Source organism: Pseudomonas guariconensis, from assembly GCF_040822035.1.
Classification (GTDB): Bacteria; Pseudomonadota; Gammaproteobacteria; order Pseudomonadales; family Pseudomonadaceae; genus Aquipseudomonas; species Aquipseudomonas guariconensis.
Map to the genome: position 1 here is coordinate 2245014 of NZ_CP162012.1, position 26250 is coordinate 2271263.

Annotated in this window: 21 protein-coding genes; 15 read left to right on the forward strand and 6 right to left on the reverse strand. The window is 64.2% G+C overall.

Features of this window, described 5'->3' with window-relative positions; translation table 11 throughout:
* Nucleotides 1-6 precede the first annotated feature (6 nt).
* From AB1N67_RS10335 to AB1N67_RS10350, 4 genes are all read left to right on the forward strand, one after another.
* On the forward strand, nt 7-1398 hold the full coding sequence (locus AB1N67_RS10335; protein ID WP_090342201.1) for an FAD-dependent oxidoreductase: 1392 nt from the start codon (nt 7-9) through the stop codon (nt 1396-1398).
* A gap of 126 nt (nt 1399-1524) precedes the next feature.
* Nucleotides 1525-2235: a YebC/PmpR family DNA-binding transcriptional regulator gene (locus AB1N67_RS10340; protein WP_043212740.1), complete on the forward strand. Its 711-nt coding sequence runs from the start codon at nt 1525-1527 to the stop codon at nt 2233-2235.
* 85 nt (nt 2236-2320) lie between these two features.
* Nucleotides 2321-3265: a LysR family transcriptional regulator gene (locus AB1N67_RS10345; protein ID WP_332774355.1), complete on the forward strand. Its 945-nt coding sequence runs from the start codon at nt 2321-2323 to the stop codon at nt 3263-3265.
* 87 nt (nt 3266-3352) lie between these two features.
* Nucleotides 3353-4765 (forward strand): DOPA decarboxylase, encoded by a 1413-nt coding sequence (locus AB1N67_RS10350; RefSeq protein WP_367863780.1) that lies wholly within the window; start codon nt 3353-3355, stop codon nt 4763-4765.
* A gap of 95 nt (nt 4766-4860) precedes the next feature.
* Here AB1N67_RS10350 and AB1N67_RS10355 read toward each other — a convergent pair whose 3' ends face one another.
* The gene (locus AB1N67_RS10355; protein ID WP_070575361.1) at nt 4861-6234 is read right to left on the reverse strand and encodes an MFS transporter; all 1374 of its coding nucleotides are present in this window, start codon (nt 6232-6234) and stop codon (nt 4861-4863) included.
* Between the two features lie 416 nt (nt 6235-6650).
* On the opposite strand from AB1N67_RS10355, the gene quiC reads away from it, so the two are divergent.
* A complete protein-coding gene (gene quiC, locus AB1N67_RS10360; RefSeq protein ID WP_090342211.1) occupies nt 6651-8558 on the forward strand; it encodes a 3-dehydroshikimate dehydratase QuiC in 1908 nt (635 codons plus the stop codon).
* Between the two features lie 146 nt (nt 8559-8704).
* A complete protein-coding gene (locus AB1N67_RS10365) occupies nt 8705-9376 on the forward strand; it encodes a TetR/AcrR family transcriptional regulator (protein WP_043213716.1) in 672 nt (223 codons plus the stop codon).
* A gap of 36 nt (nt 9377-9412) precedes the next feature.
* Here AB1N67_RS10365 and AB1N67_RS10370 read toward each other — a convergent pair whose 3' ends face one another.
* Nucleotides 9413-10420: a GlxA family transcriptional regulator gene (locus tag AB1N67_RS10370; RefSeq protein ID WP_043213714.1), complete on the reverse strand. Its 1008-nt coding sequence runs from the start codon at nt 10418-10420 to the stop codon at nt 9413-9415.
* A 127-nt stretch (nt 10421-10547) separates the two neighbouring features.
* Here AB1N67_RS10370 and AB1N67_RS10375 point away from each other — a divergent pair, with 127 nt between their 5' ends.
* The 8 genes from AB1N67_RS10375 to AB1N67_RS10410 all read left to right on the forward strand — a co-directional run bounded on the left by AB1N67_RS10375 (nt 10548) and on the right by AB1N67_RS10410 (nt 20745).
* Nucleotides 10548-11015: a hypothetical protein gene (locus AB1N67_RS10375; protein WP_043213709.1), complete on the forward strand. Its 468-nt coding sequence runs from the start codon at nt 10548-10550 to the stop codon at nt 11013-11015.
* Between the two features lie 76 nt (nt 11016-11091).
* The gene (locus AB1N67_RS10380) at nt 11092-11304 is read left to right on the forward strand and encodes a PLDc N-terminal domain-containing protein (RefSeq protein ID WP_043213707.1); all 213 of its coding nucleotides are present in this window, start codon (nt 11092-11094) and stop codon (nt 11302-11304) included.
* A gap of 118 nt (nt 11305-11422) precedes the next feature.
* Nucleotides 11423-11920, forward strand: a complete 498-nt coding sequence (locus AB1N67_RS10385; RefSeq protein ID WP_090342220.1) for a GNAT family N-acetyltransferase — start codon at nt 11423-11425, stop codon at nt 11918-11920.
* A gap of 125 nt (nt 11921-12045) precedes the next feature.
* The gene (locus tag AB1N67_RS10390) at nt 12046-14142 is read left to right on the forward strand and encodes an EAL domain-containing protein (RefSeq protein ID WP_253132677.1); all 2097 of its coding nucleotides are present in this window, start codon (nt 12046-12048) and stop codon (nt 14140-14142) included.
* A 250-nt stretch (nt 14143-14392) separates the two neighbouring features.
* Entirely contained in the window at nt 14393-15271 is an 879-nt protein-coding gene (locus tag AB1N67_RS10395) for a DMT family transporter (RefSeq protein WP_043213699.1), read from the forward strand.
* Between the two features lie 278 nt (nt 15272-15549).
* Complete coding sequence (gene katG / locus AB1N67_RS10400) at nt 15550-17802, forward strand: catalase/peroxidase HPI (protein ID WP_043213697.1); 2253 nt, start codon at nt 15550-15552, stop codon at nt 17800-17802.
* A gap of 250 nt (nt 17803-18052) precedes the next feature.
* Nucleotides 18053-19264 carry a M24 family metallopeptidase gene (locus AB1N67_RS10405; protein WP_043213695.1) on the forward strand — a complete coding sequence of 404 codons (1212 nt, stop codon included), beginning with the start codon at nt 18053-18055 and terminating at the stop codon, nt 19262-19264.
* 152 nt (nt 19265-19416) lie between these two features.
* A complete protein-coding gene (locus AB1N67_RS10410; protein WP_090342229.1) occupies nt 19417-20745 on the forward strand; it encodes an MFS transporter in 1329 nt (442 codons plus the stop codon).
* A gap of 159 nt (nt 20746-20904) precedes the next feature.
* Here the strand turns inward: AB1N67_RS10410 and AB1N67_RS10415 are convergent, their stop codons facing one another.
* Entirely contained in the window at nt 20905-21903 is a 999-nt protein-coding gene (locus AB1N67_RS10415; protein ID WP_253132681.1) for a GlxA family transcriptional regulator, read from the reverse strand.
* A 170-nt stretch (nt 21904-22073) separates the two neighbouring features.
* Here AB1N67_RS10415 and pssA point away from each other — a divergent pair, with 170 nt between their 5' ends.
* A complete protein-coding gene (gene pssA, locus AB1N67_RS10420; RefSeq protein ID WP_232095235.1) occupies nt 22074-23402 on the forward strand; it encodes a CDP-diacylglycerol--serine O-phosphatidyltransferase in 1329 nt (442 codons plus the stop codon).
* Here pssA and AB1N67_RS10425 read toward each other — a convergent pair.
* From AB1N67_RS10425 to AB1N67_RS10435, 3 genes are all read right to left on the reverse strand, one after another.
* Nucleotides 23386-23895: a DoxX family protein gene (locus tag AB1N67_RS10425; RefSeq protein WP_102082331.1), complete on the reverse strand. Its 510-nt coding sequence runs from the start codon at nt 23893-23895 to the stop codon at nt 23386-23388. The genes pssA and AB1N67_RS10425 overlap by 17 nt on opposite strands.
* Nucleotides 23896-24051: 156 nt before the next feature.
* Nucleotides 24052-25338: an ATP-binding protein gene (locus tag AB1N67_RS10430; RefSeq protein ID WP_102082332.1), complete on the reverse strand. Its 1287-nt coding sequence runs from the start codon at nt 25336-25338 to the stop codon at nt 24052-24054.
* On the reverse strand, nt 25335-26075 hold the full coding sequence (locus AB1N67_RS10435; protein ID WP_102082333.1) for a response regulator: 741 nt from the start codon (nt 26073-26075) through the stop codon (nt 25335-25337). Before AB1N67_RS10435 ends, AB1N67_RS10430 begins: the two co-directional genes overlap by 4 nt.
* Nucleotides 26076-26250: the final 175 nt, after the last annotated feature.

Sequence of the window (26250 nt, forward strand, 5' to 3'; positions counted from 1 at the left end):
CGACCCATGAGACCCTTCTGGCTGCAACAGGCCCTGGACACGGAAGATCAGGCGGTGTGTCCGCCGCTGATCGGCGATGCGCGATGCGACGTGTGCATCGTCGGCGGAGGCTACACCGGCTTGTGGACGGCGCTGATGCTCAAGGAGCAGGCGCCCGAACTGGATGTGATGCTGATCGAGGCGGACATCTGCGGTGCCGGGGCCAGCGGCCGGAACGGGGGATGCGCGCTGTCGTGGTCGGCTAAATACTTCACCCTCGAACGCCTGTTCGGGGCGCAGGAGGCAGTGCGCCTGGTGCGCGAGTCGGAGCGCAGCATCAGCGCCATCGGCGAGTTTTGCGCGGCCAACGGCATCCAGTGCGACTATCGCCTAGATGGCACCTTGTACACCGCGACCAACCAGGCCCAAGTCGGAGGCACCGATGCGGTGATCGCGGCCCTGGAGCAAAAAGGGATCAATTCGTTCCAGCGCCTGCCGTTGGAACAGGTACAACGTCTGGCAGGCTCTGAGCGTCATCTGGAAGGCTGGTACTCACCGGCCGCCGCCACGGTGCAGCCCGGCCGCCTGGTGCGTGGCCTGCGCCGGGTCGCGCTACAACGGGGTGTGCGGATTCATGAAGGCACCGCCATGACGGGGCTGGAGCATGGTGCGCCGGCCCAGGTGCGCACGGCGCGTGGGACCATTCGTGCAGATCGCGTAGTGCTGGGCCTCAATGCCTGGATGGCCCGGGCCTTCCCGCAGTTCGAGCGCAGTGTGGCGATCGTTTCCAGCGACATGATCATCACCGAGCCGTGTCCAGAGCTGCTGCGCGAGATCGGCCTGGTCAGTGGCGTCAGCGTCCTGGACTCGCGGATTTTCGTCCACTACTACCACAACACCAGCGATGGCCGACTGATGCTGGGCAAGGGCGGCAACACGTTCGCCTATGGCGGGCGCATGCTACCAGTGTTCGACCAGCCTTCGCCTTACCAGCCCCTGCTGCGTGAAAGCCTGGGGGATTTCTTCCCGGCGTTGGCCAACGTGCCCTTGGCGGCCAGCTGGAACGGGCCGTCGGATCGCTCGGTGACCGGCTTGCCGTTCTTTGGCCGGCTGGACGGGCAGGGCAACGTGTTCTACGGCTTTGGCTACTCGGGCAGCGGTGTCGGGCCGTGCCACATGGGCGGGCAGATTCTGTCCTCGCTGGCCTTGGGCCTGGACAACCCGTGGACACGCTCGCCGTTGGTCAAGGGGCCGCTCGGTTACTTCCCGCCGGAGCCGATCCGTTACCTGGGCTCGCTGATGGTGCGCAATGCCATTCGCCGCAAGGAACGCGCCGAGGACCGCGGCGTGCGGCCACGGCGGTTCGATGTGCGTCTGGCCAAGTTCGCGGCGGCGGCGGGCAAGGCCGACAAGGCTTGATGCCAGGGGAGCCGCTCTGCGGTTGCTATGCGATTTCTTGTCGATCAAGCAGGCGAGGGCGTATAAACTGCTCCCACTTTTGGCCGGTCGCTTCCTGAACCGGCCGCTGAAACAAAGAGAGTCGACATGGGCGCACAGTGGAAAGCCAAGCATAAAGAAGCCGCAGCCAACGCCAAAGGCAAGATCATGGGCAAGCTGGCCAAGGAAATTCAGATCGCCGCCAAATCCGGTGCCGATCCGGACATGAACCCGCGCCTGCGCCTGGCAGTGGAGCAGGCCAAGAAGGCTTCGATGACCCGTGAGACCCTGGAACGCGCGATCCGCAAGGGCGCAGGCCTGGACGGCGATGCCGTGCAGTACCACGCGGTGACCTACGAAGGGTTCGCCCCGCACCAGGTCCCGCTGATCGTCGAGTGCCTGACCGACAACATCAACCGTACCGTCGCTGAAATCCGCGTCGCCTTCCGCAAGGGCCAGCTCGGCTCCAGTGGTTCGGTCGCCTGGGACTTCAACCACGTCGGCCTGATCGAAGCCACTCCCAACGGCGATGCCGACCCTGAGCTGGCCGCCATCGAATCCGGCGCCCAGGACTTCGAGGAAGGCGAGGAAGAGGGCTCGACCCTGTTCATCACCGACACCACCGACCTGGATGCGGTGCAGAAGGCCCTGCCAGAACATGGTTTCACCGTGACCTCCGCCAAGATCGGCTATACCCCGAAAAACCCAGTCAGCGCAGCCAGCCTGAGCGCAGAAGCCCTGGCGGAAGTCGAGGCGTTCCTGGAAGCGATCGACAACCACGATGACGTGCAGAACGTCTACGTCGGCCTGACTGACTGATCAGCGGGGCCCCCATCGCCGGACACTTCGGCCTCCCGAGGTGTCCGGCGACCGAGGGCACGGCCCTCGCCGGAGTCACCCATCGATGCATCCCACCTTCGCTTCCCTGAGCCTCGCTCACCTGCGTACCCTCGACTGCCTCCTGCAGTTGAAGAACCTCAGCCACGCCGCCGAACGCCTCGGTACCAGCCAGTCGGCCTTGAGCCGGCAACTGGCGCATCTGCGTGACGCCTTCGATGACCCGTTGCTGGTCCGCCAAGGACGCGGCTATGTGCTCAGCGAGCATGCCGAGTCGCTGGTCGAGCCGCTGCGCCAGGTGTTGGAGGAGCTGGCCGCCCTGCGCCAACCCGCCGCCTTCGATCCGGCGCGCTGTGAGCGGCGCTTCTGTATTGCCGCCTCGGACTACGTGGCCGAACACATGCTGCCGCTGCTGGTCAGCGCCTTGGAGCGTGAGGCGCCGGGCGTATCCTTGGAGTACCGCACCTGGCAGGCCGGCCAGTACGCCTTGTTGGCCAGCGGCGAGATCGACCTGGCCACTACCTTGTTCGACGAGTCTCCGCCCAACCTGCACGGCCGGCTGCTGGGGGAAGACCGCGCAGTGTGCCTGATGCGCGACGATCACCCACTGACCGCCCAGCAGAGTTTGAACCAAAAGGATTACCTGGCCTTCAAGCATGTGCGCATTTCCGGCGGCGGCGACAAGGACAGCTTCATCGACCGTCATTTGCGTGCCCAGGGGTTGCAGCGGCGGATCAGCCTGGAGGTGCCGTTCTTCTCTGCCACGGTGCAGGTGATCGGTAATGGCCAGGCGCTGGCGACCGTGCCCGAGCACATCGCCCGCCAGCTGTGTCGTCTGCACCGTCTGGCCTGGCGGCCCCTGGGTTTCATCGAACATACCCAGCGCTATTGGGTGGTCTGGCACCAGCGTTTGCAGGCCTCGGCGGAACACCGCTGGCTGCGCAACCGGGTCTTCGAGTTGTGGCGGCAGTCGCAGTTTGGGGTGCAGGGCGGACATGCGTCTTCGCCATAGCACCTATGCGCGAAACGGGGTTCTTCGCAGTGCCTGGCGCACCTAGACTCTGTCGTCCATAGCGTCAGCAGCCCAAGGAGATTGCGCGTGAACCCGGAAGACTTTCGCCAATACGGCCACCAATTGATCGACCTGATCGCCGACTACCGCCAAAGCGTCGCCGAGCGACCGGTCATGGCCCAGGTCGACCCTGGCTACCTCAAGGCCGCCTTGCCCAGCGAGGCGCCACAACAAGGTGAGCCGTTCGAAGCCATACTCGCCGATGTCGACAAGCTGCTGATGCCGGGTCTGTCCCACTGGCAACACCCCAACTTCTATGGCTACTTCCCGTCGAACGGCACCTTGTCGTCGGTGCTGGGTGATTTTCTCAGCACCGGGCTGGGCGTGCTGGGGCTGTCCTGGCAATCGAGCCCGGCCCTGAGCGAACTGGAGGAAACCACCCTGGACTGGCTGCGCCAGCTGCTCGGGCTGTCAGCACAGTGGAGCGGGGTAATCCAGGACACCGCCTCGACCAGCACCCTGGTGGCATTGATCTGCGCCCGCGAGCGTGCCACCGACTACGCCCTGGTGCGCGGCGGCCTGCAGGCCCAGGCCAAACCGTTGGTGGTGTATGTCAGCGCCCACGCCCACAGCTCGGTGGACAAGGCTGCGCTGCTGGCCGGCTTTGGCCGCCAGAACATCCGCCTGATCCCCACCGACGAACACTTCGCCATGCGCTCCGAGGCGCTGCAGGCTGCCATCGAGCAGGACCTGGCAGCCGGCAACCAGCCTTGCGCGGTGGTCGCCACCACCGGCACAACGGCCACCACGGCCCTCGACCCGCTGGCGGCGATCGGCGCCATCACTCAGGCGCACAAGCTGTGGCTGCACGTGGACTCGGCCATGGCTGGTTCGGCGATGATCCTGCCCGAGTGCCGCTGGATGTGGGATGGCATCGAGTTGGCCGACTCGGTGGTGGTCAATGCCCACAAGTGGCTGGGTGTGGCGTTCGACTGTTCGATCTACTACGTGCGTGATCCACAACACCTGATCCGGGTGATGAGCACCAACCCCAGCTACCTGCAATCGGCAGTCGATGGCCAGGTGAAAAACCTGCGCGACTGGGGTATCCCCCTGGGCCGGCGTTTCCGTGCGCTGAAGCTGTGGTTCATGTTGCGCAGCGAAGGCGTCGAGGCCCTGCAGCAGCGCCTGCGCCGGGACCTGGACAACGCCCGCTGGCTGGCCGAGCAGATCGAGGCCGCACCGCACTGGCAGTTGTTGGCGCCGGTGCAGCTGCAGACGTTGTGCATTCGTCACTGCCCGCCGGGGCTGGAGGGGGAGGCGTTGGATGCCCATACCCGGGCCTGGGCGGATCGGCTCAATGGCTCCGGCGATGCCTACGTGACCCCGGCGACCCTGGAGGGGCGCTGGATGGTGCGGGTGTCGGTGGGGGCGCTACCGACCGAGCGGGCGCATGTGGAGCAGTTGTGGGCGAGGCTTCAGACCATCGTCAACGGCTGACAGCAGCCTCTATGAACCCCGTTCCCACAAGGTCAGCATGGGCCCTGCGGGAGCGGGCTTTTTGCGCGGCTCAGGCCGCTCTCACAGGGTGTGTGTCAGCGGCTCACCGCCTGGAAACTGCTTTTGCGGCTGGCTTCATAGGCGCCTTTGTCCATGGGCCTGGCCTGTGGGTTGCCCAGGTCTTCCATGGCCAGACGGTGGGTTTCCGGCGCGATGTAGGCGGCGAGGGCGCACAGGCAGGTGATGAAGAACGCCAGGCTACCGACCACCAGCGGAATGTTGTCCGAGCCGGGCGGGGCGACGGTGGCGAACAGCGCGGGCAACATGGCGGTGAGCATGGTGCCGATGTTTTGCGCAATGGCCATGGCCGAGACGCGATAGCGGGTCTGGAACAGCTCCGGGTAGAAGCTTGGGAATACCGCGTTGTACCCCTGGTAGACCATGCCCCACATCAGGATCGACACGCCAAAGGCCAGCGGCACGTTCTGGATGCTGATCGCATAGAGGTAGACGAAGGCCAGCAGGCCCGAGCCCAGGCAGCCGGCGATCATGGTCGGGCGACGGCCAATCTTGTCCGACAGGTTGCCGACGAACGGGATCACCAGCACCGCGACGATATTGCCCACCACCGGGATCCACAGGTACACGCTCTTGTCGAAGCCGATGCCATAGGCCGGTTGTACCGCGTAGGCTGCGCCGAAGATGGTTGCCACCACCGGAATCACGTTCATCAACGCCATGAAGGCCACCAGCACCATGCATTTCCAGCTGTGTCGGAAGGCTTCACTGATCGGCGACTTGGCGACTTTGTCCTGCTGTTCTTCCTGCACGAAGGCCGGGGTCTCGTGGACTTCCTTGCGGATGAAATAGCCGGCCACCAGCACCAGCGCGCTCATCAGGAACGGGATACGCCAGCCCCATTCATTGAAGGCCTCGCTAGGCATGAAATAAGCCAGCGGCAGGAACACCGCCGCTGCCATCACCTGGCCGGCCTGCACGCCTTGCAGGGTGTAACTGGCGTAGTAGCCACGCCGCCCGAACGGGGCGTGCTCCATGATCATCGAGCTGGCGCCGGAGATCTCGCCGGCCACCGCGAAGCCTTGGACCAGGCGCAGCACCACCAAAAGGGCCGGGGCCAGCAGGCCGATGTCGTGGTAGGTCGGCAGCAGGCCGACGGCCATGGTCGACAGCCCCATCAGGAACATGCACAGCAACAAGACGTTCTTGCGACCGCGGGTATCGCCCCAATGGCCGAGTACGAAGGCGCCCAGCGGGCGGGCCAGGTAGCCGACCCCGTAGGTCGCCAGCGAGGCGATGATGGCCATTTTCGGGTCGGTGGAGGGGAAGAAGATCTGCGGAAAGATCAGTGCCGCAGCCTGGGCATAGATGAAGAAGTCGTAGTACTCGAGTGCCGAGCCGATCCACCCGCTGGCGGTCGCTTTCTTGGCTTGGGAGTTGGAGTGGGCCATCGTTTTCTCCGGTGTTCTTGTAGGTCAGCGGGAGGCTGTTCAGGAGTGATCAGTCGATGACTGATGCCGATGGGACGAACAAGCAGGTGCGGGTCGCAGGGCGAGGGAAGTGTGCATAGGTCGGTACCCGGTTATTGAATTTATTATGCCGTGACGCTGGGCCTGTCAGCACGACACCTGCTGAACGTGGGGGCAGGGGCCGTTGCTGGGGATTCATGGTTGTCCAGGGGCAGACCTGAATCAATTCGCCAAAACCGCTTTTGTTCGGTAATCGAACAAAAACTAACTGTTTCGTACAAAACGCATTGCGGGGCTGACTTTACCTGCGAATAATCGATCGTGCCAGGCTCCCACGGGCCTGTGACCGTCAGCCCGCGCAACCTTCGGGGGGCGCGCCAATAACAAGGAACTCCCCCATGCAGCGTTCGATTGCCACCGTGTCCTTGAGCGGTACATTGCCGGAAAAGCTCGAAGCCATTGCCGCTGCCGGCTTCGACGGCGTCGAGATCTTCGAGAACGATCTTCTGTATTACGCCGGCAGCCCCCGTGAAGTCCGTCAGTTGTGCCGCGATCTGGGCCTGGCGATCACGCTGTTCCAGCCGTTTCGCGACTTCGAGGGCTGCCGACGCGAGCGCCTGCAGAAAAACCTCGACCGCGCCGAGCGCAAGTTCGACCTGATGCAGGAGTTGGGCACCGACCTGGTGCTGGTGTGCAGCAACGTCCAGGCCGACGCCCTGGGCGATGAGCAGCTGCTGGTGGACGATCTGCGCCTGCTCGCCGAGCGTGCCGGCCAGCGCGGGCTGCGCATTGGCTATGAAGCGTTGGCGTGGGGGCGTCACGTCAATACCTACCAGCAGGTATGGAACTTGGTGCGCCAGGCCGATCATCCGGCCCTGGGGGTGATCCTCGACAGCTTCCACACCCTGTCGCTCAAGGGCGATCCGAGTGGCATCCACCAGATCCCTGGCGAGAAGATCTTCTTCGTGCAGATGGCCGATGCCCCGATCCTGGCCATGGATGTGCTGGAGTGGAGCCGGCATTTCCGCTGCTTCCCTGGCCAGGGTGAGATGGATCTGGCGGGTTTTCTCGCCCCGATTCTGGCCACGGGGTACCGCGGCCCACTGTCGCTGGAGATCTTCAACGACGGTTTCCGCGCCGCCCCGCCCCGGCAGAACGCCGCCGATGGCCTGCGCTCGTTGCTTTACTTGGAGGAGCAGACCCGCGTGCGGCTCGCCCAGCAAGCCCACACCGTGGAGCCGGGCGTGTTGTTCGACCCGCCGCCGGCCAGCGGCTACGAGGGCGTTGAGTTTCTCGAGTTCGCGGTGGACGAGGCCACCGGAGCGCAGTTGGGCGCATGGCTCAAGCGCCTGGGCTTTGCCGAAAGCGGACAGCACCGCAGCAAGGACGTGCGCCTGCTGCGCCAGGGCGAGATCAATATCGTGCTCAATGCCGAACCCTATTCCTTCGCCCACAACTTCTTCGAGGCCCATGGCCCATCGCTGTGTGCCACGGCGCTGCGCGTCACCGACGGCCAGGCTGCCCTGGGGCGGGCGACCGCTTACCGAGGGCAACCGTTCCGTGGATTGGTCGGCCCCAACGAGCGGGAGATCCCCGCTGTGCGCGCCCCCGACGGCAGCCTGATCTATCTGGTGGAGCAGGCGGGCGAGGGCCAGACGATCTATGACAGTGATTTTCGCCTCGACCCGCAGGCCATTCCCAGTGGCGGCCTGCAGCGCATCGACCACATGGCCCTGGCGCTGCCGGCCGAGTCGCTGGACAGCTGGGTGCTGTTCTATAAGAGCCTGTTCGATTTTGCCGCCGACGACGAGGTGGTGTTGCCCGACCCCTATGGTCTGGTCAAGAGCCGCGCCCTGCGTAGCGCCTGCGCCACGCTTCGGCTGCCGCTGAACATCTCGGAAAACCGCAACACCGCCATCGCCCACGCGCTTTCGAGCTACCGTGGCTCGGGCGTGCACCACATCGCCTTTGCCTGCGACGACATCTTTGCCGAGGTGGCCCGGGCCAAGGAAGCCGGCGTGCCGCTGCTGGAAATCCCGCTGAACTACTATGACGACCTGGCGGCGCGCTTCGACTTCGACGACGAGTTCTTGAGCGAACTGGCGTACTACAACGTGCTCTATGACCGCGATGCCCAGGGCGGGGAGCTGTTCCACGTGTACACCGAGCCGTTCGAGGGGCGGTTCTTCTTCGAGGTCCTGCAGCGCAAGGGAGATTACGCAGGGTACGGCGCGGCCAACGTGGCGGTGCGCCTGGCGGCGCTGGCCAAGGCGCGCAGCGGGGCAGGGCGCAAACCGGTCCTGTGATGACTCTGGGTTGCGGTGCTTCGACAAGGGCCCACCAGACCAGGTAGGGCCCCCAAACCTGACCACCCGACCAACACCACGCTTCCCTGCATCGTCCCGCTCGCGGATAATCCCACCCCATTGAAAACAACAGCCTGCGAGTGGGTATGAGTGATTCGGTAGTCAATCTCGGCCAGCCTGAGATCGAAGGGCCGCGCAAGTCGCGCAAGAACAACCCCGAAAAAACCCGCGAGGATATCCTCCAGGCCGCCATTCACGAGTTCGTCCAGCAAGGTCTGGCCGGGGCGCGGGTCGACGCCATCGCCGAGCGCACCGCCACCTCCAAGCGCATGATCTACTACTACTTCGGCAGCAAGGAGCAGCTGTACGTCGAGTGCCTGGTCAAACTCTACGGCGATATCCGCAAGACCGAGCACAGCCTGGACCTGGAGTCTCTACCGGCCGTGCAGGCCATCGAGCGGCTGGTGGAGTTCACCTTCGACCACCACGACCATAACGTGGATTTCGTGCGCATCGTCTGCACCGAGAACATCCACTACGGCGAGTACGTCAAGCAATCGCCGGTCATCCGCGAGATGAGCAGTCTGGTGCTTGAAGCGTTGGGCCGCACCTTGCGCCGGGGCGTGGAGGAGGGCGTGTTCCGCGCCGGTATCGAGGTGATCGACCTGCACATGCTGATGAGCTCGTTCTGTTTCTACCGGGTATCCAATCGCCACACCTTCAGTGAGATCTTCCAGATCGACCTCTCCGACGAGCAGATCAAGCAGCGCCACAAGCAGATGATCTGTGACGCGGTGCTGCGCTACATCCGCGCTTGATTCATGCCTTCGGGGCTGCAAAGCAGCCCCAGAAACTCATTCGCCCAGCCGTTGCTCGCGCGAGGGTGGATACCCGAAGTACGCCGCATAGCACTTGCTGAAGTGCGACACCGAGACAAAGCCGCAGGCCACCGCCACTTCCATCACTGACAGGTCGGAGTACTGCAGCAGGCGGCGGCTCTTGGTGATGCGCAGTTCCATGTAGTAGCGCCGTGGCGAGGTGCCGAGCTGCGCCTGGAACAGGCGGTCGATCTGGCGCCGCGAGCGTCCGCTGTAGGCGGCCAGCTGGTCGAGGCTCAGGGTTTCCTCAAGGTTGTTCTCCATCAGTTCGACGATGGTGCGCAGATGCAGGCTCATGGACTTCTTCGCCCCCGGCCCGACCTGGCGATAGCGGGCGCCGGAGAACGAGAGAATTTCCTCGACCCCTTCGGCCAGCGCATCACCATACAGGCGTCGGACCAGGCCGAGCATCAATTCCATCGCGCCGTTGGGGCTGGCGGCGGTCAGGCGGTCACGGTCGAGCGTGAAGCTGGCCGGTGTCAGGCGGGTTTGCGGGCTGCGCTCGGCAAGGCTGGCGCGCTGCTCTGGATGAATGCTGCAGCCGTAGTCGTCGAGCACGCCAGCGCGACCGAGGAACCACGCGCCGTTCCACAGCCCGCCCAGCGCCATGCCATGGGCGGCGCAGTCACTGAGCATGCGGTCGAGTTCGGGGTACTTGAGCGGCGTGCGCAAGCCGCCACAGATCACCAGCAGGTCCAGCTCCTTGAGGCTGGCGGCGTTCAGTTCGCTGGCCACCAGCTCTAGGCCCAGGTCGCTCAGCACCCGGTCGCCCTTGGGCGAGAGCGGCGTGAAACGGAAGCTGTCGGCGCGCAGCAGATTGGCCGTCACCAGCACATCCATCGCCACGGTGAAGCTGGCCATGGAGAAGTGTTCGAGCAGGACGAAGTCGACCCGATAGGGCATCTGGCCGTTACCGGCAGTGGACTTGAGCCTCAACATGTTGCTGGTGCTGGTTTTCTGGCTGAACTGGCGTGGCGTGGACACTGCTGACTCCGCTTCCTGGCTGGCCGGATGAGTGTGCTGGGAGTCTGCGGGAAAGACAACCGGAGCACGCATGGCGGGCGCAGGGTCACTGGGCTATGCTGAGCCACCGCCTCGAGGACAATCCCCGATGAAATACGCCGCCGCATTGCTGCTGAGCCTGCTCCCACTGCTGGCCCAGGCGCTGGAGTCGGGCGACACGCTCGCACCCTGGACGCTGCTCGATCAATACGACCAGCCCTACAGCCTCGATACCGACACCCGCATCCTGCTGGTGGCACGCGACATGGATGGCGCAAAGCTCGTCAAGGCCGCCTTGGCCGAGCAACCCAAGGGGTATCTGCAAGCGCGTCATGCTGTGTTCCTTGCTGACATCCAGCGCATGCCCGCGATCATCGGCAAGCTGTTCGCCATCCCCGCCATGCGCGATTACAACTACCGCGTGGTGCTCGACCGCGAGGGACGGGTGGCCAGCCGCTATGGCGTCGGGGAGGGGCAGGTGCTGTGGCTGCAACTGGATCACCGGGTGCTCGCCGGGCAGCGGGTGTACACCGATGCCACGGCGCTCAAGGCCGCCCTGGAGCGTGCCACGCCCTGAGCCAGCCTGACGGATCCGACTGAACCCTTGCGCCTGAGCGTCGCCCAATGCAGTACATGCTTACGGGAGAACGCTCATGGAAATCGGAACGATCTGGATCATTGTCGCGGCCATTCTCATCCTGCTGGAGATCGTCGCCATCTGGCACATCATCGGCAGCGACCGGCGTGCCGAACGCAAGATGCTATGGGTCGTCTTCGTGGTGTATGTGCCCTTGCCAGGGCTGATCTTCTGGGCCTGGAAAGGGCCGCGAGCGGTCAAGGGCAGGGCGGTGCTGGAAGAACGATGATGGCCAGGGCCGCATCGCCTTGCGCCGCAGGCTGTCGCCAGTTCCCAGGGGGAATCCGGGGCGCAACGCGCCCCGCGAACTTCGCTAGAATCCCACCTCTTTTTCGCCGAGCCACACCATGCACGCCCCCCTCCAACTGCTCCAGACCTCCGCCGACCAGGCCGAGCTGATCCGCAACCTCTACCAGTTCTACGCCTACGAGTCCTCCGACTGGGAAGCCGAAGACGTCGAAGTGGACGGGCGCTTCTATATCCACGAAGAACACCTGGTCCGGTATTGGCAATCGCCCGGCTGGAGTGCCAGCGTGATCTTGGTCGATGGCTTCATCGCAGGCTTTGTGCTGATCGAGCGCAGTGAGCTGCCGGGGCTTGCGGCCACGGAACTCGCCGACCTGTTCATTCTCAAGCGCTATCGCCGCCAGGGCATCGGCAAGGCCATTGCCCAGCAACTGCTATGCAGCGGTACAGGAGACTGGCTGCTGCGCTGCTACGCCCAAGACCCGCCTGCAGTGGCGTTCTGTCGCGCTGTACTGGCGGACTTGCCCCGTGCCTGGCGGGCTATCGCCCTGGACGATGAGCCGCTGCTGCTCAACTTTCTGGTCTCGCCCGTCCACTGAGCTGACCATAAATTTTTGTGACGCACTTCACAAAACGCTTTCGGCTAACGGCATAATGCCAGCACTTGATGACTTCGATCCGGCCCTGACAGGCCGGCATGTTCCGTGCTGCCATAGGGTAAATCATGACGCCAGTCAGCCCCGACCTCATGTACCGGCTGTTGATCCAAAGTGTGGCGGATTACGCCATCTACCTATTGACCCCCGATGGCAGGGTGGCCAACTGGAATCCCGGAGCGCAGCGGGCCAAGGGGTATTCGAGCGAGGAGATTGTCGGCAAGCATTACTCGCTGTTCTACCACGAGGATGAACGTGCTGCGGGGCTGCCGCAGCAGAACCTCGAGCAGGCCCGGCGCACCGGTCGCTTCGAGGCCAGCGGCCTGCGCCTGCGCAAGGACGGATCGACGTTCCATGCCCATGTGGTGATCGACGCGGTGCACGACGACCAAGGGCAACTGGTGGGGTTCGCCAAGACCACCCGCGACATCTCCGAGCACCGGCGCCAGGAGGCCGAGCTGCGCCAGGCCAAGCAGTTGGCCGAGCAGTACAGCCAGGAAATGGCCGACCTGTCGCGTTTTCTCGACTCGGTGATCGCCAACATCCCAGCCAGTGTCATCGTCCAGGACCTCGACAGCCAGCGCATCCTGCTGGCCAACCAGCAAGCCGAGCAGCTGTTTGGCGCTCAGGGCACATGCATGGTCGGCCAGTTGCCCGAGCAGTGCCTGGCACCTGAAGCTGCCCAGTACCTGACCCAGCAGCTGGCCCGAGGCGCGCGCAGTGTCAAGGGTTATGCCGATGAGAGTCGCGTGGCCACAGCGCTCGGCCTGCGCACCTTGCGCAGCAGGACGTTGCTCAGCCAGAACCGCGAAGGGCAGGCTGACTACGTGCTGTTCGTGGCCGAGGATGCCACCGAGGAACTGGCGGCCCACGCCCAGATCCACTACATGGCGCACCATGATGCGTTGACCGGCTTGCCCAATCGCACCCTGTTCAGCGAGCGGCTCAAGCAGGCGCTGGGCCGCGGCCAGGACAGCGGCAAGTTGACCGCGACCCTGTGCCTTGACCTGGATAACTTCAAGAACATCAACGACTCCCTCGGTCACGCCTTCGGCGACAAGCTGCTGCGCGCGCTGGGCAAGCGCCTGCGCCGCGAGTTGCGCGAGCACGATACCCTGGCCCGGCTTGGCGGCGATGAGTTCGCCGTGGTCCTGGCCGGGCTGGATACCCGCGAGGCCGCTTGCCATACCGCCCAACGCCTGATCGAGGCGATCAGCCCGCCGTTTCGCATCGAAGGGCATCAGTTTTCGGTGGGCGTGAGCATTGGCATCGCCCTTGCGCCGGACGATCATGGCCAGGCCGAGCAACTGCTCAGCTATGCCGACATGGCCCTGTACGAGGCCAAGCGCAACGGCCGTAACCGCTACGAATGCTTCAGCGTCGAGATGGATGTCGCTGCCCGCCAGCGCCGTCTGGTGGAGACCGACCTGCGCACCGCCTTGCACCTGGGGCAGTTGCAGTTGCACTACCAGCCAGTGGTGGACCAGCAAACCAACAGCGTCACCGGCTACGAAGCCCTGCTGCGCTGGGAGCACCCCACCCGTGGCATGGTCATGCCCATGGACTTCATCCCCATCGCCGAGGAAACCGGGCTGATCCACGAGATCGGCACCCGCGCCCTGAATCTGGCCTGCCAGGAAGCCGCCACGTGGGAAGGCACCCAGACGGTATCGGTGAACCTGTCCGCCGTGCAGTTCAAGAACGCCAACCTGGTACAGACCGTGGCCCTGGCCCTGGCCGATTCGGGGTTGGCGGCGCAGCGGCTGGAACTTGAGATCACCGAGTCGGTTTTATTGGGCAACAGCGAGGAAAACGTACGCACTCTGCGGGCGCTCAAGGATCTGGGGGTGTCGATTTCCCTCGACGATTTCGGCACGGGATATTCATCGCTCGGGTACTTGCGCTCGTTTCCGTTCGACCGGATCAAGATCGACAAGTCGTTCGTCCATGACATGTGCGACAGCCGCGAAGCGATGTCGATCATTCGCGCCATCACCGAACTGTCCAACAGCCTGATGATCAAGACCACGGCCGAAGGGGTGGAATCGCCTGAACAGATGCGCCGCCTGGCGGCGGAAGGGTGCTCGCATTTCCAGGGCTACCTGTATGGCAAGCCGGCGCCAGCGAGCCAGCGGCTCAGGAGTGTCGTGCCCGTGCAAGGCTGAAGCTCGGCGGTGCTTGCTTGGCGGGTGAACTCGCCCCACAGGTTCGGTGTCGCTCTCAATTGCACCGCATACCTATAGGAGCGGGTTTACCCACGAACCGGCCGGAGGAGGTGGAGGCGGTACCCACACTGGCAAATCCGGTCGATCAGCGAACACAAACCCGTGCACGCCGATTTCTCATCCCGGTGCATCTCTTCTAGAATCCGCCCATACCTGCGCCGGCCCTGCCACGCGCGCCGTCGAGAGCGCCATGAGTTCCAGAACCCCGCTGTCCGGAGTCAACCAACCGCTGCGCGGCATCGCCCTGGTGGTCGTGGCAACGTTCCTGTTCGCCAGTCACGATGCGCTGTCGAAGTTCCTCGGTGGCTTGTACCCGATCGTCATGGTGGTGTGGGCGCGCTATCTGGTGCACACCCTGCTGATGGCGGGGATCTTCCTGCCCAAAGCCGGCATGGCAGTACTGCGAACCCGCCGGCCGCTGCTGCAGACCCTGCGAGCCCTGAGTCTGCTGAGCACCAGCCTGCTGTTCACTGCAGGCTTGCAGTATCTGCCGCTGGCCGAGGCGACGTCGGTCAATTTCCTGGCTCCGGTGCTGGTCACTGCGCTCTCGGCACCACTGCTAAAGGAGCGTGTCTCCCTCGGCCAATGGGTGGCGGTGGTGATGGGCTTTATCGGCGTGCTGGTGGTTGTGCATCCGGGCGGGGCGATGTTCACGCCGGCGATCCTCTTCCCCCTGGGCTCGGCACTGGGTTTTTGCTTCTATCAATTGCTGACCCGCAAGCTGTCCGCCTATGACTCCCCGACCACCAGCAACTTTTACGCCGGGCTGTGCAACACCCTGGTGCTCAGTGCCCTGGTGCCGTTCTTCTGGCAACTGCCGCACTGGAATCACGCCTTGCTGATGCTGGCCTTGGGCGGCTGCGGCATGACCGCCCATCTGCTGCTGACCCAGGCCTTCCGCTTCGCCGCCCCAGCCTTGCTGGCGCCGTTCAGCTACTGTCAGATCGTCTTCGCAGGGCTGTTGGGGCTGGTGATTTTCAGCCAGGTACCTGAAACCAGCAGCCTGGTGGGCATCGCCATCATCTGCCTGAGTGGGTTGGGCGCAGCCTGGATGCAGCGCGGCAAGTGAACCTCGGCCCCCGAAAGTCCCAGCCTATTACCCCCACATAGCCACTCTATTAGAAACCTGCCGCCGCTCGGCTAGTCTTCATTCTGCCCCGTGACAACGGCGGGTGGGCGTGGGCAGGGATACCCCTCGGGGCGCCTGCTTTTTCCGCCGTTGACGAGCCTGTGTCGGGCTTTCGCCGACGCGACCTGATGAGGGGGCGCATGAGCTTGCGTGCTCAGCCGATCGAACACCTGGCCTAGACCGGGAAATCTGGACAACCGACCCAAAGGTACACGCAGATGTCGAACGAATCGAAATGCCCGTTTCATCAAACCGCGGGTGGTGGCACCAGCAACCGTGACTGGTGGCCGGACCAGCTGAACCTGAAGATCCTCCACCAGCATTCTGCCAAGTCCGACCCGATGGATCCCGGTTTCGACTACGCCAAAGCGTTCAAGAGCCTCGACTTCCAGGCCCTCAAGCAGGACCTGCACGCCTTGATGACTGACTCCCAGGACTGGTGGCCCGCCGACTTCGGCCACTATGGCCCGCTGTTCATCCGCATGGCCTGGCACAGTGCCGGTACCTACCGCATCGGCGATGGTCGCGGCGGCGCAGGCTCTGGCCAGCAACGTTTCGCGCCGCTCAACAGCTGGCCGGACAACGTCAGCCTGGACAAGGCCCGGCGCCTGCTCTGGCCCATCAAGCAAAAATACGGCAACAAGATCTCCTGGGCCGACTTGATCGTGCTCACCGGCAACGTCGCCCTCGAATCCATGGGCTTCAAGACCTTCGGTTTCTCCGGCGGGCGCGCAGACGTATGGGAGCCGGACGAAGACGTTTACTGGGGCTCCGAGAAGGTCTGGTTGGGAGGCGACACGCGCTATGGCAAGGCCCAAGCCCCAGGCCAGGGCGACCTGGTGGCCGAGCCGCAGAAGCACGGTGAAGAAGAAAGCCGCACCCTGGGAGGGGAGCGTAACCTGGAGAACCCGCTGGCTGCCGTGCAGATGGGGCTGATCTACGTGAACCCGGAAGGCCCGGACGCCAATCCCGACCCTGTGGCCTCGGGCAAGGACATTCGCGAGACCTTCGGGCGCATGGCCATGAACGATGAGGAAACCGTGGCCCTGATCGCCGGCGGACATGCCTTCGGCAAGACCCACGGCGCCGGCCCCGCCGACAACGTAGGCCCTGAGCCAGAAGCCGCAGGCCTTGAGCTGCAAGGTCTGGGCTGGCAGAACAAGTTCGGTACCGGCAAGGGCGGCGACACCATCACCAGTGGCCTGGAAGTGACCTGGACGTCTACCCCGACCAAGTGGAGCAACGAGTACCTGGAGAACTTGTTCAACTTCGACTGGGAACTGACCAAGAGCCCGGCCGGTGCCCACCAGTGGCGGCCGAAGAACGGCGCCGGGGCAGGACAGATCCCCGATGCCCACGATCCTTCCAAGCGTCACGCGCCGGCCATGCTCACCTCCGACCTGGCCCTGCGTTTCGACCCGATCTACGAACCGATCGCCCGGCGTTTCAAGGACAACCCCGACCAGTTGGCTGATGCCTTCGCCCGTGCCTGGTACAAACTGATCCACCGGGACATGGGCCCGCTGTCACGCTACCTGGGCCCGGAAATGCCCCAGGAGGTGCTGCTCTGGCAGGACCCGATCCCGCCGGTGGACCACCCGCTGATCGACGATCAAGACATCGCCGCCCTCAAAGCCAAGGTGTTGGCCTCGGGCCTGAGCGTCGGCGAACTGGTCTCCACCGCTTGGGCCTCGGCCTCGACCTTCCGGGGTTCGGACAAGCGCGGTGGTGCCAACGGCGGCCGCCTGCGCCTGGCGCCGCAGAAGTTCTGGGCAGCCAACCAGCCTGAACAATTGGACAAAGTGCTCAAGGCGCTGGAGAAGATCCAGAGTGAGTTCAACGCCTCGGGCAAGAAGGTTTCCCTGGCCGATTTGATCGTGCTGGCGGGCTGCGCCGCGGTGGAAAAAGCTGCCAGGGACGGTGGGCACACAGTCAATGTGCCGTTCAGGCCTGGACGCATGGACGCCTCCCAGGAGCAGACCGATGTCGAGTCGTTCGGTGTGCTCGAGCCCTTGGCCGACGGTTTCCGCAACTTCACCAAAGCCCGCTACAGCGTCAAGGCCGAAAAACTGTTGCTGGACAAAGCCCAGTTGCTGACCCTCACCGCACCGCAGATGACCGTGCTGATCGGCGGCCTGCGGGTACTGGGCGCCAATGTCGGTGGCAGCCGACACGGGGTCTTTACCGACAAGCCCGGTGTGCTGTCCAACGACTTCTTCCGCAACCTGCTGGACATGAGCGTGGAGTGGAAGCCGACCTCGGCGGACAACGAAACCTTCGAAGGTCGCGACCGCAAGACTGGCCAGGTGAAGTGGACCGGTACCCGCGTCGACCTGGTGTTTGGCTCCCACGCCCAGTTGCGGGCCTTGTCGGAGGTCTATGGCAGCAGTGATGGCCAGGACAAGTTCGTCAAGGACTTCGTCGCTGCCTGGGTCAAGGTGATGGAGCTCGATAGGTTCGACTTGAAGTGACCGTGGCTTGAGGGGCCTGTGCGCCCCCTATCGCGATACATGGCCGCCCCACAGGTGCTGCGCACGCCATTGCGCTGTGCCTGTGGGGCGGCCTTGTGTCTAGGTGATCCGCAAAAAGGCCGCCAAGGGGCGGTGGCCGTTTCGCCAATTTCAGGTCGGATAGATACAAAAGCGCCCTTGATCGTTCTGCTGCAATGCATCCCAGGCAACCGGCCTGAACAGCATGCCCATAACGACAAGGAAACCCACCATGCAAATGCCCAAGACCCTGAAGATCCACAATGGCGAGAAGGCCAAACCCACGTTCTGCGCCCAGGAATACGCTGCCCGCCAAGCCCGCCTGCGCGCCTACATGGCCGAGCATGACATCGAGGCGGCGATTTTCACCTCGTACCACAACGTCAACTACTACAGCGACTTCCTCTACTGCTCGTTCGGGCGCCCCTATGCGCTGGTGGTCACCCAGGACAAGGTGGTCTCGATCAGCGCCAACATCGATGGCGGCCAACCCTGGCGGCGGACGGTCGGCACCGACAACATCGTCTACACCGACTGGCAGCGCGACAACTTCTTCGTCGCCATCCAGCAGGCCCTGCCGCTGGCCTCGCGCATCGGCGTGGAGCATGACCATCTCAACCTACAGAATCATGCCAAGCTCGCTGCCTGCTATCCCAAGGCCGAGTTGGTCGACATCGGCGCGCCTTGCATGCGTATGCGCATGATCAAGTCCGCCGCAGAGCAGGCGTTGATCCGTCAGGGCGCGCGTATCGCCGATATCGGTGGCGCGGCAGTGGTCGAGGCCTTGCGCGATCAGGTGCCTGAGTACGAAGTGGCGCTGCATGCCACCCAGGCAATGGTGCGCGAGATCGCCCGCAGCTTCCCTGACGCCGAGCTGATGGACACCTGGACCTGGTTCCAGTCCGGGCTCAACACCGATGGTGCCCACAACCCGGTCACCAGCCGCACGGTGAGCAAGGGCGAGATCCTCAGCCTCAACTGCTTCCCGATGATCGCCGGTTACTACACCGCGCTTGAGCGCACCTTGTTCCTCGACCACTGTCCGGACGAGTACCTGCGCCTGTGGCAAGCCAACGTCGAGGTGCACGAAGCGGGCCTGAAGCTGGTGCGCCCCGGCATCCGCTGCTGCGACATCGCCCGCGAGCTGAACGAGATTTTCCTTCGTCATGACCTGCTGCAGTACCGCACCTTCGGTTACGGCCATTCCTTCGGCACCCTGAGCCATTACTACGGGCGCGAAGCGGGGCTGGAGCTGCGCGAGGACATCGACACCGTCCTCGAGCCAGGCATGGTGGTGTCGATCGAGCCGATGATCATGCTGCCCGAAGGGCACCCCGGCGCGGGTGGCTACCGTGAGCACGACATCCTGATCGTCAACGAGCACGGTGCCGAGAACATTACCCATTTCCCGTACGGGCCGGAGCACAACATCATCCGCAAGTGACCCTCGGGCACGGTCGCGGGCCTGCCCGCGACCTTCCCGCCAGTGACCGCTCGACCCTGCCGCCAATTACAAGAACAGAGGGTATCCGTCATGTCCCAGCGTCATTCCGTTGTGCCGAAATCTCGTTTGCTGCCCGCCCTGGGAGGTGCGCGATGATCACCATGAGCGCCCGTCACCTTGACCTCCCGGCACAGGACGCCGAACGCCAGGCGCTGCGCAAGGCCGCGCGAGCCAGCTTCATGGGCAACTTCGTCGAATGGTTCGACTATGCCGCCTATGGCTACCTAGCCACCATCATTGCCGCCACGTTCTTCCCCGATGCCGACAAGACCACTGGCCTGCTGGCCACCTTTGCAGTGTTTGCCCTGTCCTTCATCGTCCGGCCGTTGGGCGGGGTGGTCTGGGGACATTTCGGTGACCGCCATGGGCGGCGCAACGCGCTGTCGTGGTCGATCCTGATCATGTCGGTGTCGACGTTCTGCATCGGCATATTGCCCAGTCATGCGCAGATCGGCGTGTGGGCACCGTGCCTTTTGCTGCTGATTCGCCTGGTGCAGGGTTTTTCCGCCTCCGGCGAGTATGCCGGGGCCTCGGCGTTTCTGGCCGAATACGCGCCAGCAGGCCGTCGCGGGCTGTACACCAGCATCGTGCCGGCCAGCACTGCCGCCGGGTTGCTGTTCGGCGCCGCGTTCGTCGCCGCCTTGCATGCGCTGCTCAGCACCGAGGCCTTGCACAGCTGGGGGTGGCGCCTGCCATTTTTGCTGGCTGCACCGTTCGGCCTGGTGGGGCGCTATATCCGCATGAGTCTGCAGGACACGCCCAAATTCCTGGAGATGGAGCAGCGCCTGGAAAGCAAGGGCTGCGCGGGCGCCACACCGCTGCGCGAATTGCTGACCCTGCACCGGCGCAGTGTGCTGATCGGCATTGGCGTGACCTGCCTGAATGCGGTGGCCTTCTACCTGCTGCTCAGCTACATGCCCACATACCTGTCCAACGAAATGGGCATGAGCGAGCGCGACTCGTTCATTGCCTCGACGGTGTCGCTGGCAACTTACATCGGGTTGATCTTCCTGATGGGGCGCTTGTCGGACCGCTTTGGTCGCAAGCCCATGCTGGTGGTCGCCTCGCTGCTGTTTCTGGGGCTGACGGTGCCGCTGTTCAGTTTGCTCGATCATCAGCCGCTGTTGGTGATCCTGGCGATCCAGATCCTGTTCGGTGCGATGCTGGCGATGAACGACGGCACCTTGCCCTGCTTGCTGGCGGAGATTTTTCCCACACGTGTGCGTTTCAGCGGGTTTGCCTTGAGCTTCAACATCGCCAACGCGCTGTTCGGTGGCACCGCGCCGTTCATTGCCACCTGGCTGATCCAGGTCACTGGCAACAAGCTGGCCCCGGCGGGCTACCTGCTGGTCGCTGCGGTGGTGGCACTGGTGGCTATGCTGGCCTGCCGGGAAACGGCGCATCGTGCGTTGCAGGATTGACTGCGCAGAGCGCCCAGCGCTCCCAACCGGTAGGACGGGTGTTTGCGAGCAATCCAGAACCTGTGGGAGCGGGGTTCACCTGCGAACATCGGCGGAGCCGGTGCCAGGTGCCGCCGGGAAACCTTGTTCGAGGTGAACCCTACCTTCGTTAGCAACCCGTCAGTGCAACGACGCCTGTCGCCGCTCTCCGAGCGGTGACAGGCCAAAGAACCGGCTGTAGCTCTTGGAAAAATGCGCAGGCGAGGTAAAGCCACAGGCCAGGGCGATTTCCCGCACCTGGGCGTCGCTGCGCAGCAGCATCTCCCGCGCCCGTGACAGACGTAGCTCCAGGTAGTACTGGCTGGGGGTGCGCTGCAGGTACTTGTGAAACAGCCGCTCCAGTTGGCGCACCGTCACCTCGTTGAGGGTTGCCAGCTCTTCCAGCCCCAGGGGTTCTTCCAGGTTGGCTTCCATGATCGCCACCACCTGGCTTAGCTTGGGTTGCGCATTGCCGAGGCGGGTGCGCAGCGGAACCCGCTGGCGGTCACGCTCACCACGCACCCGGTCGCACAGCAACAGCTCGGCCGCCTTGGCGGCGATGGCTTGGCCATCGGGCAGGCGGGCGACCAATTGCAACATCATGTCCATGGCGGCCACGCCGCCGGAACAGGTGTAGCGGTCGCGATCGAGCTCGTACAGTTGGTTGGAGATGACGATGCCGGGGAAACGCTCCTTGAGCGCTTCGATGTCTTCCCAGTGGATGGTGCAGCGGTAGCCTTTGAGCAGCTGCGCCCGTGCCAGCAGGTAGCTGCCCGTGCAAATTCCACCCAGGGGTACCCGCTGGCGGGCGAGTTGTCGCAACCAGTCGATCAGCCGGCGGCTGTCACGGTCGTTGGCAATGGGGTTGGCACCTACCACGAACAGGGCATCCAATGCGGGTGCGTCGGCGATGCCATGGTCAGGCAGCACGCGCATGCCGTTGCTGGCGGTCACAGGTTCCGGCGTGGCGGCGACGACTACGGTGCGAAACAACGGGCGGCAGGCGGCCAGGTTGGCCATGCGCAGGGTCTCGACCGCCGAGGCCAGGCCGATGGTGGTGAAGTTGGGTTGTACCAGAAAGCCGAACGTCCTGGGTGGGGGGAGGGGGGAGGCAGGCTGCGCAGAGCAGGGCTGGACCATGTGCGATTTACCTGTGCAAGCTGAGGCGTCGTTGTTTCCGGGCTATAAGAAAAAACCAGCCTTGAGGAATTCTTGTTGTTCTATGCCGTGGCCGGCCCGATAGTACACCCGGATGACAAGGGGCCGGAATGCCCACGACCCGGAGCCCCTTTTGCACAGGAGACGACCGCTTGAACCGTAAATCCGTGCCGGTACCCCAGGAAGGCTTCGCCCTGGCCCCCGGTGCCATCGAGGTGTTGCCCGATGCGGCGAGCTACCGCACTCGCTTGCTTGAGCTGATTGCCAGCGCCACTCAACGTATTGTCATCGTCGCCCTGTACTTGCAAGAGGACGAGGCCGGCCAAGAAGTGCTCGACGCCTTGTACCAGGCCAAGGCGGCACGACCAGCGCTGGAGGTTCTCGTCGTCGTCGACTGGTTCCGGGCCCGACGCGGCTTGCTGGGGGCGGGCCGGCAACCGGGCAACGCGGCGTGGTACCAGGCCCAGCGTCAACGCCGAGGCCTTGATGTGGTCATCCATGGTGTGCCGGTACAGACCCGCGAGCTGTTCGGCGTGCTGCACCTCAAAGGCAGCATCATCGATGACCAGGTGCTGTACACCGGGGCGAGCCTGAACAACGTCTACCTACACCGCTTCGACCGCTACCGGCTGGATCGATACCACCTGTTCCACAATGCCGGGTTGGCTGACGCCATGGCCGGCCTGGTGCGGCAAATACTGGCAAGTACCGCGACACCGCGCCTGGACTTGCCTGCACCGCCGACGACCAAACGCCTGCGTGGTGCGATTCGCCGGCTGCGAGCGCGTTTGAGGCACATGGCCTACGACCTGCCCGTGGCTCCGGCCCGGGAAGGGCTGCGGGTGATCCCTCTGTTGGGCATCGGCCGAGGCAATCCGCTCAACCGCAGCGTGTGCGCGCTGCTTGCGGCTGCGCGTTCGCAGATCGTGCTCAGCACACCGTACTTCAACCCGCCCCGTGTACTGATCGCCGAGATCGACCGGGCGCTGGCCCGTGGGGTGACGGTGGAGATGATCATCGGTCACCGAACCGCCAACGATTTCTACGTCGCCCCCGGGCAACCCTTCACCGCCAGCGCCGCCTTGCCCTATCTGTACGAGGACAACCTGCGCGCCTTCGCCCATCGGCGCCAGGCCGCCATTGCCAGCGGCCAGCTGCAGGTGCGGATCTGGAACGATCCGGGGCACACCTTCCATGCCAAGGGCGTGTGGATCGACGAACGCTACAGCTTGCTCACCGGCAACAACCTCAATCCCCGTGGGTTCAATCTGGACCTTGAGAACGGCCTATTGATCGATGACCCCCAGGGACAGTGGCTCGCCCCCCGTGAGGCCGAACTCGAAAGGATCCGTCGGCACGCCCCCCGGCTGTCGTCGGCCGAGGAGCTGGGCGAGGCCGGCGAACACCCGCGCGAAGTGCTCAAGCTGCTGCGGCGGCTGCGCTACAGCCGCCTCGAGCCATTGATCAGACGGGTGCTCTGACGCTCATTGGCTGGAACCGGCCGCGCAGCCAGTGATCCAGGCTCAGGCGGCCGGCCCCTTTGAGCAACAGTGGCAGCAAGGCCACCAGATAGATGACCGGCAGCTTGAAGTTGCCGTAGCCCTGGTTGGTAATCGCATAGCCCTGGGCAAGCTCGGCCAGGCTCGACCACTGCGCCGGCCAGTGCACCGCGGCGATAGCCACTACTGTCACCACCATCAGCACGGCCGAGGCCAGGCGCGTGCCCAGGCCGAGCAGCAGCAACAGCGGGCAGATCAATTCAGCCCACAGCGAGAGCTGCCAGTTCACATTGGCTGGCAATAGGTTGAACGGGAAGGGAAAACTCGCTTGCAGATCAGTGAACCAGTTGGCGCCGTTGAATTTCTCGATACCCGATTCGAAGAACTCCCAGGCCAGGAACAGGCGCAGGGGCAGGTCGGCGCTCCAGGTACCGAGGCGATCCAGGGCGTTAAAGGCGCGGGGCAATGCGTTCATGGTCAGGCTCTCTTGTCAGCAGGTTGGAGAACTCGAGCCCTGGGGCTCGAGGTGTGACAAGGAGTGTGTGCGGCGAGGGTATCTGCAGTGTGTCCAGGGCAGTGGCGTTATGTATCGGCGTGTAGTCGAAGCCGGGGCCGGGACGCGGCCCCCACGTCATCTGAGCTCGATCTGCGCGCACAGCCCGCCGCCAGCGCGGTTGCTCAAGGTCAGTTGCCCTCCCATGGCCTGGGTCAGTTGCTGAGCGATCGCCAGCCCCAGGCCGGTACCTCCGGTGCTGCGGTTGCGAGAACCTTCCACCCTGTAGAACGGTTTGAGCACTTCGGCCAGCTCATCGGCGGGAATGCCAGGCCCTTCGTCGAGCACACGGATCAAGGTGCCGTTCCCGGTGTGTTCCACCTCAAGCTGCGCGGCACCTGCGAACTTCAGCGCGTTGTCCACCAGGTTCACCAGCACCCGGCGCAGGGCATGGGGGCGGGTGTGGAGGGTGACATCGGTGGCACCCAGGCGCTCGACCTTGGCGCCGCTGTCCTGGTAATCGAAGACCAGGCTGTCGAGGAAGGCATCGAGCTTGATGCGGCAGGGCGCCTCGGTGCTGCTGTCCATGCTGCGCGCGTACGCCACGCCTTCGCGCACCAAGTGTTCCATGGCGCTCAGGTCGCTCCAGAGTTTGTCCTTCTCCAGGCCGTCGTCCATCACCTCCACCCGCAATTTCATGCGCGTGATGGGGGTTTGCAGGTCATGGGAGATGGCCGCCAGCAGTTGCATGCGCTCTTTGAGGTAGGCCGCGATGCGCGCCTGCAGGGCGTTGAAGGCGACGGCCGCGTAGCGCACCTCTCGGGGGCCGCTTTCGTCCAGTTGGGGGCCGGGTTTGTCCGGGTCCAGATCGTCCACCGCACGGGCCAGCCGGGTCAGTGGACGGATCGCCAGACGCACGGCCAGCCAGGTGCAGCCCAGCAGCACCGCCAGCTGGATCAACAGCACCACCGGCAGCCATTTGGCCAAGGGCACGCCGGCTGGCGTGACGTCGATGGTCAGCGGCGCGCCGTCCGCCAGGCGCAAGTGGGCCTGAAAATGCGCAATGGGGCCCGGGATCTCCTGGAAGGTCAGGCGATAATCCTGGCCGATCGCCTTGACGATCGACTCGGCGGCCATGGGCGGGTCCTCGCTGGCCATGGCCTGGCCACTGAGGCCTTCACTGAGTTGATAGCGATAATTTTGCCGTTGCAGGCGTGGCAGCCAGGCAGCACGTTCGTTTGCTGGCAAGCGCTCGAGGATCGCCACCGAGGTTGCCACGTCTTGCTCCAGGTTGTTGAGCATCATCGAACGGCTGCTGACATAGCGCTCGTAGAACTGCAGGCCGAACGACAGCCCGTAGGCCAGCACCAGCCCGGTGAGAAAGATCAGCGCCAGGCGCGAGGCAAGGGTACGGGGCCATCTCATGACGGCGACTCGAGCAACTGCACCGGCAGGGAGAACACATAGCCCTCGCTGCGTACGGTTTTGATGCAGGTGGGTTCGCGGGCGTCGTCGCCCAGACGTTGGCGCAGGCGGCTGACCAGCAAGTCGATGGAGCGGTCGAAGATATCCGCCTCGCGGCCCTGGGTGAGGTTGAGCAGTTGTTCGCGGCTGAGCACCCGCTGGGGGTGGTCGAGAAACACCCGCAGCAGGCGATACTCCGCGCCGCTCAGGGCCACCAGGGTGCCGTCGGTGTCGAGCAGGTGGCGGGCGGTGGTGTCCAGCCGCCATTGGCCGAAGCCGATCAGCCGGCTGCTTTCGCTGATGGTCAGGTTGGGCGGCAGCATCCGCGTGCGACGCAGCACGGCGTTGATGCGCGCCAGCAGTTCACGCGCCGAGAAGGGTTTGGTGAGGTAGTCGTCGGCCCCCATCTCAAGGCCAATGATGCGGTCGGTCTCATCGTTGCGTGCGGTGAGCATCAACACAGGCGTGTTGCGGTGCTTGCCGGCGCGCAGTTCACGGCACAGCAGCAGGCCGTCGTCGCCGGGCATCATGATGTCGAGCACGATCAGGTCGACCGCGTTGTTCTCCAGGAAGGCGCGCATTTGCCGGCCATCGGCGACGATGCTGGTGCGCAGGCCGTTCTTCTTCAAGTAATTGCCGACCAGCTCGCGGATTTCGCGATCGTCGTCGACGATCAGGATGTGATCGACATGTTCCATCGGAGGGTTCCTGTACAGGGTTGGATAGGCGCAGTGTACCGAGCGTTGTGGCCCTTGCGGACCGGGCTTTGTATTGCAGTGTATCCGTCGGCGGTGCAGATACAGCACAAGGCAATAGGAGGCCTTTGCGGACACAGCCCGGATACCCGCCAGCGGTGAAATGGCTCTCGACCGG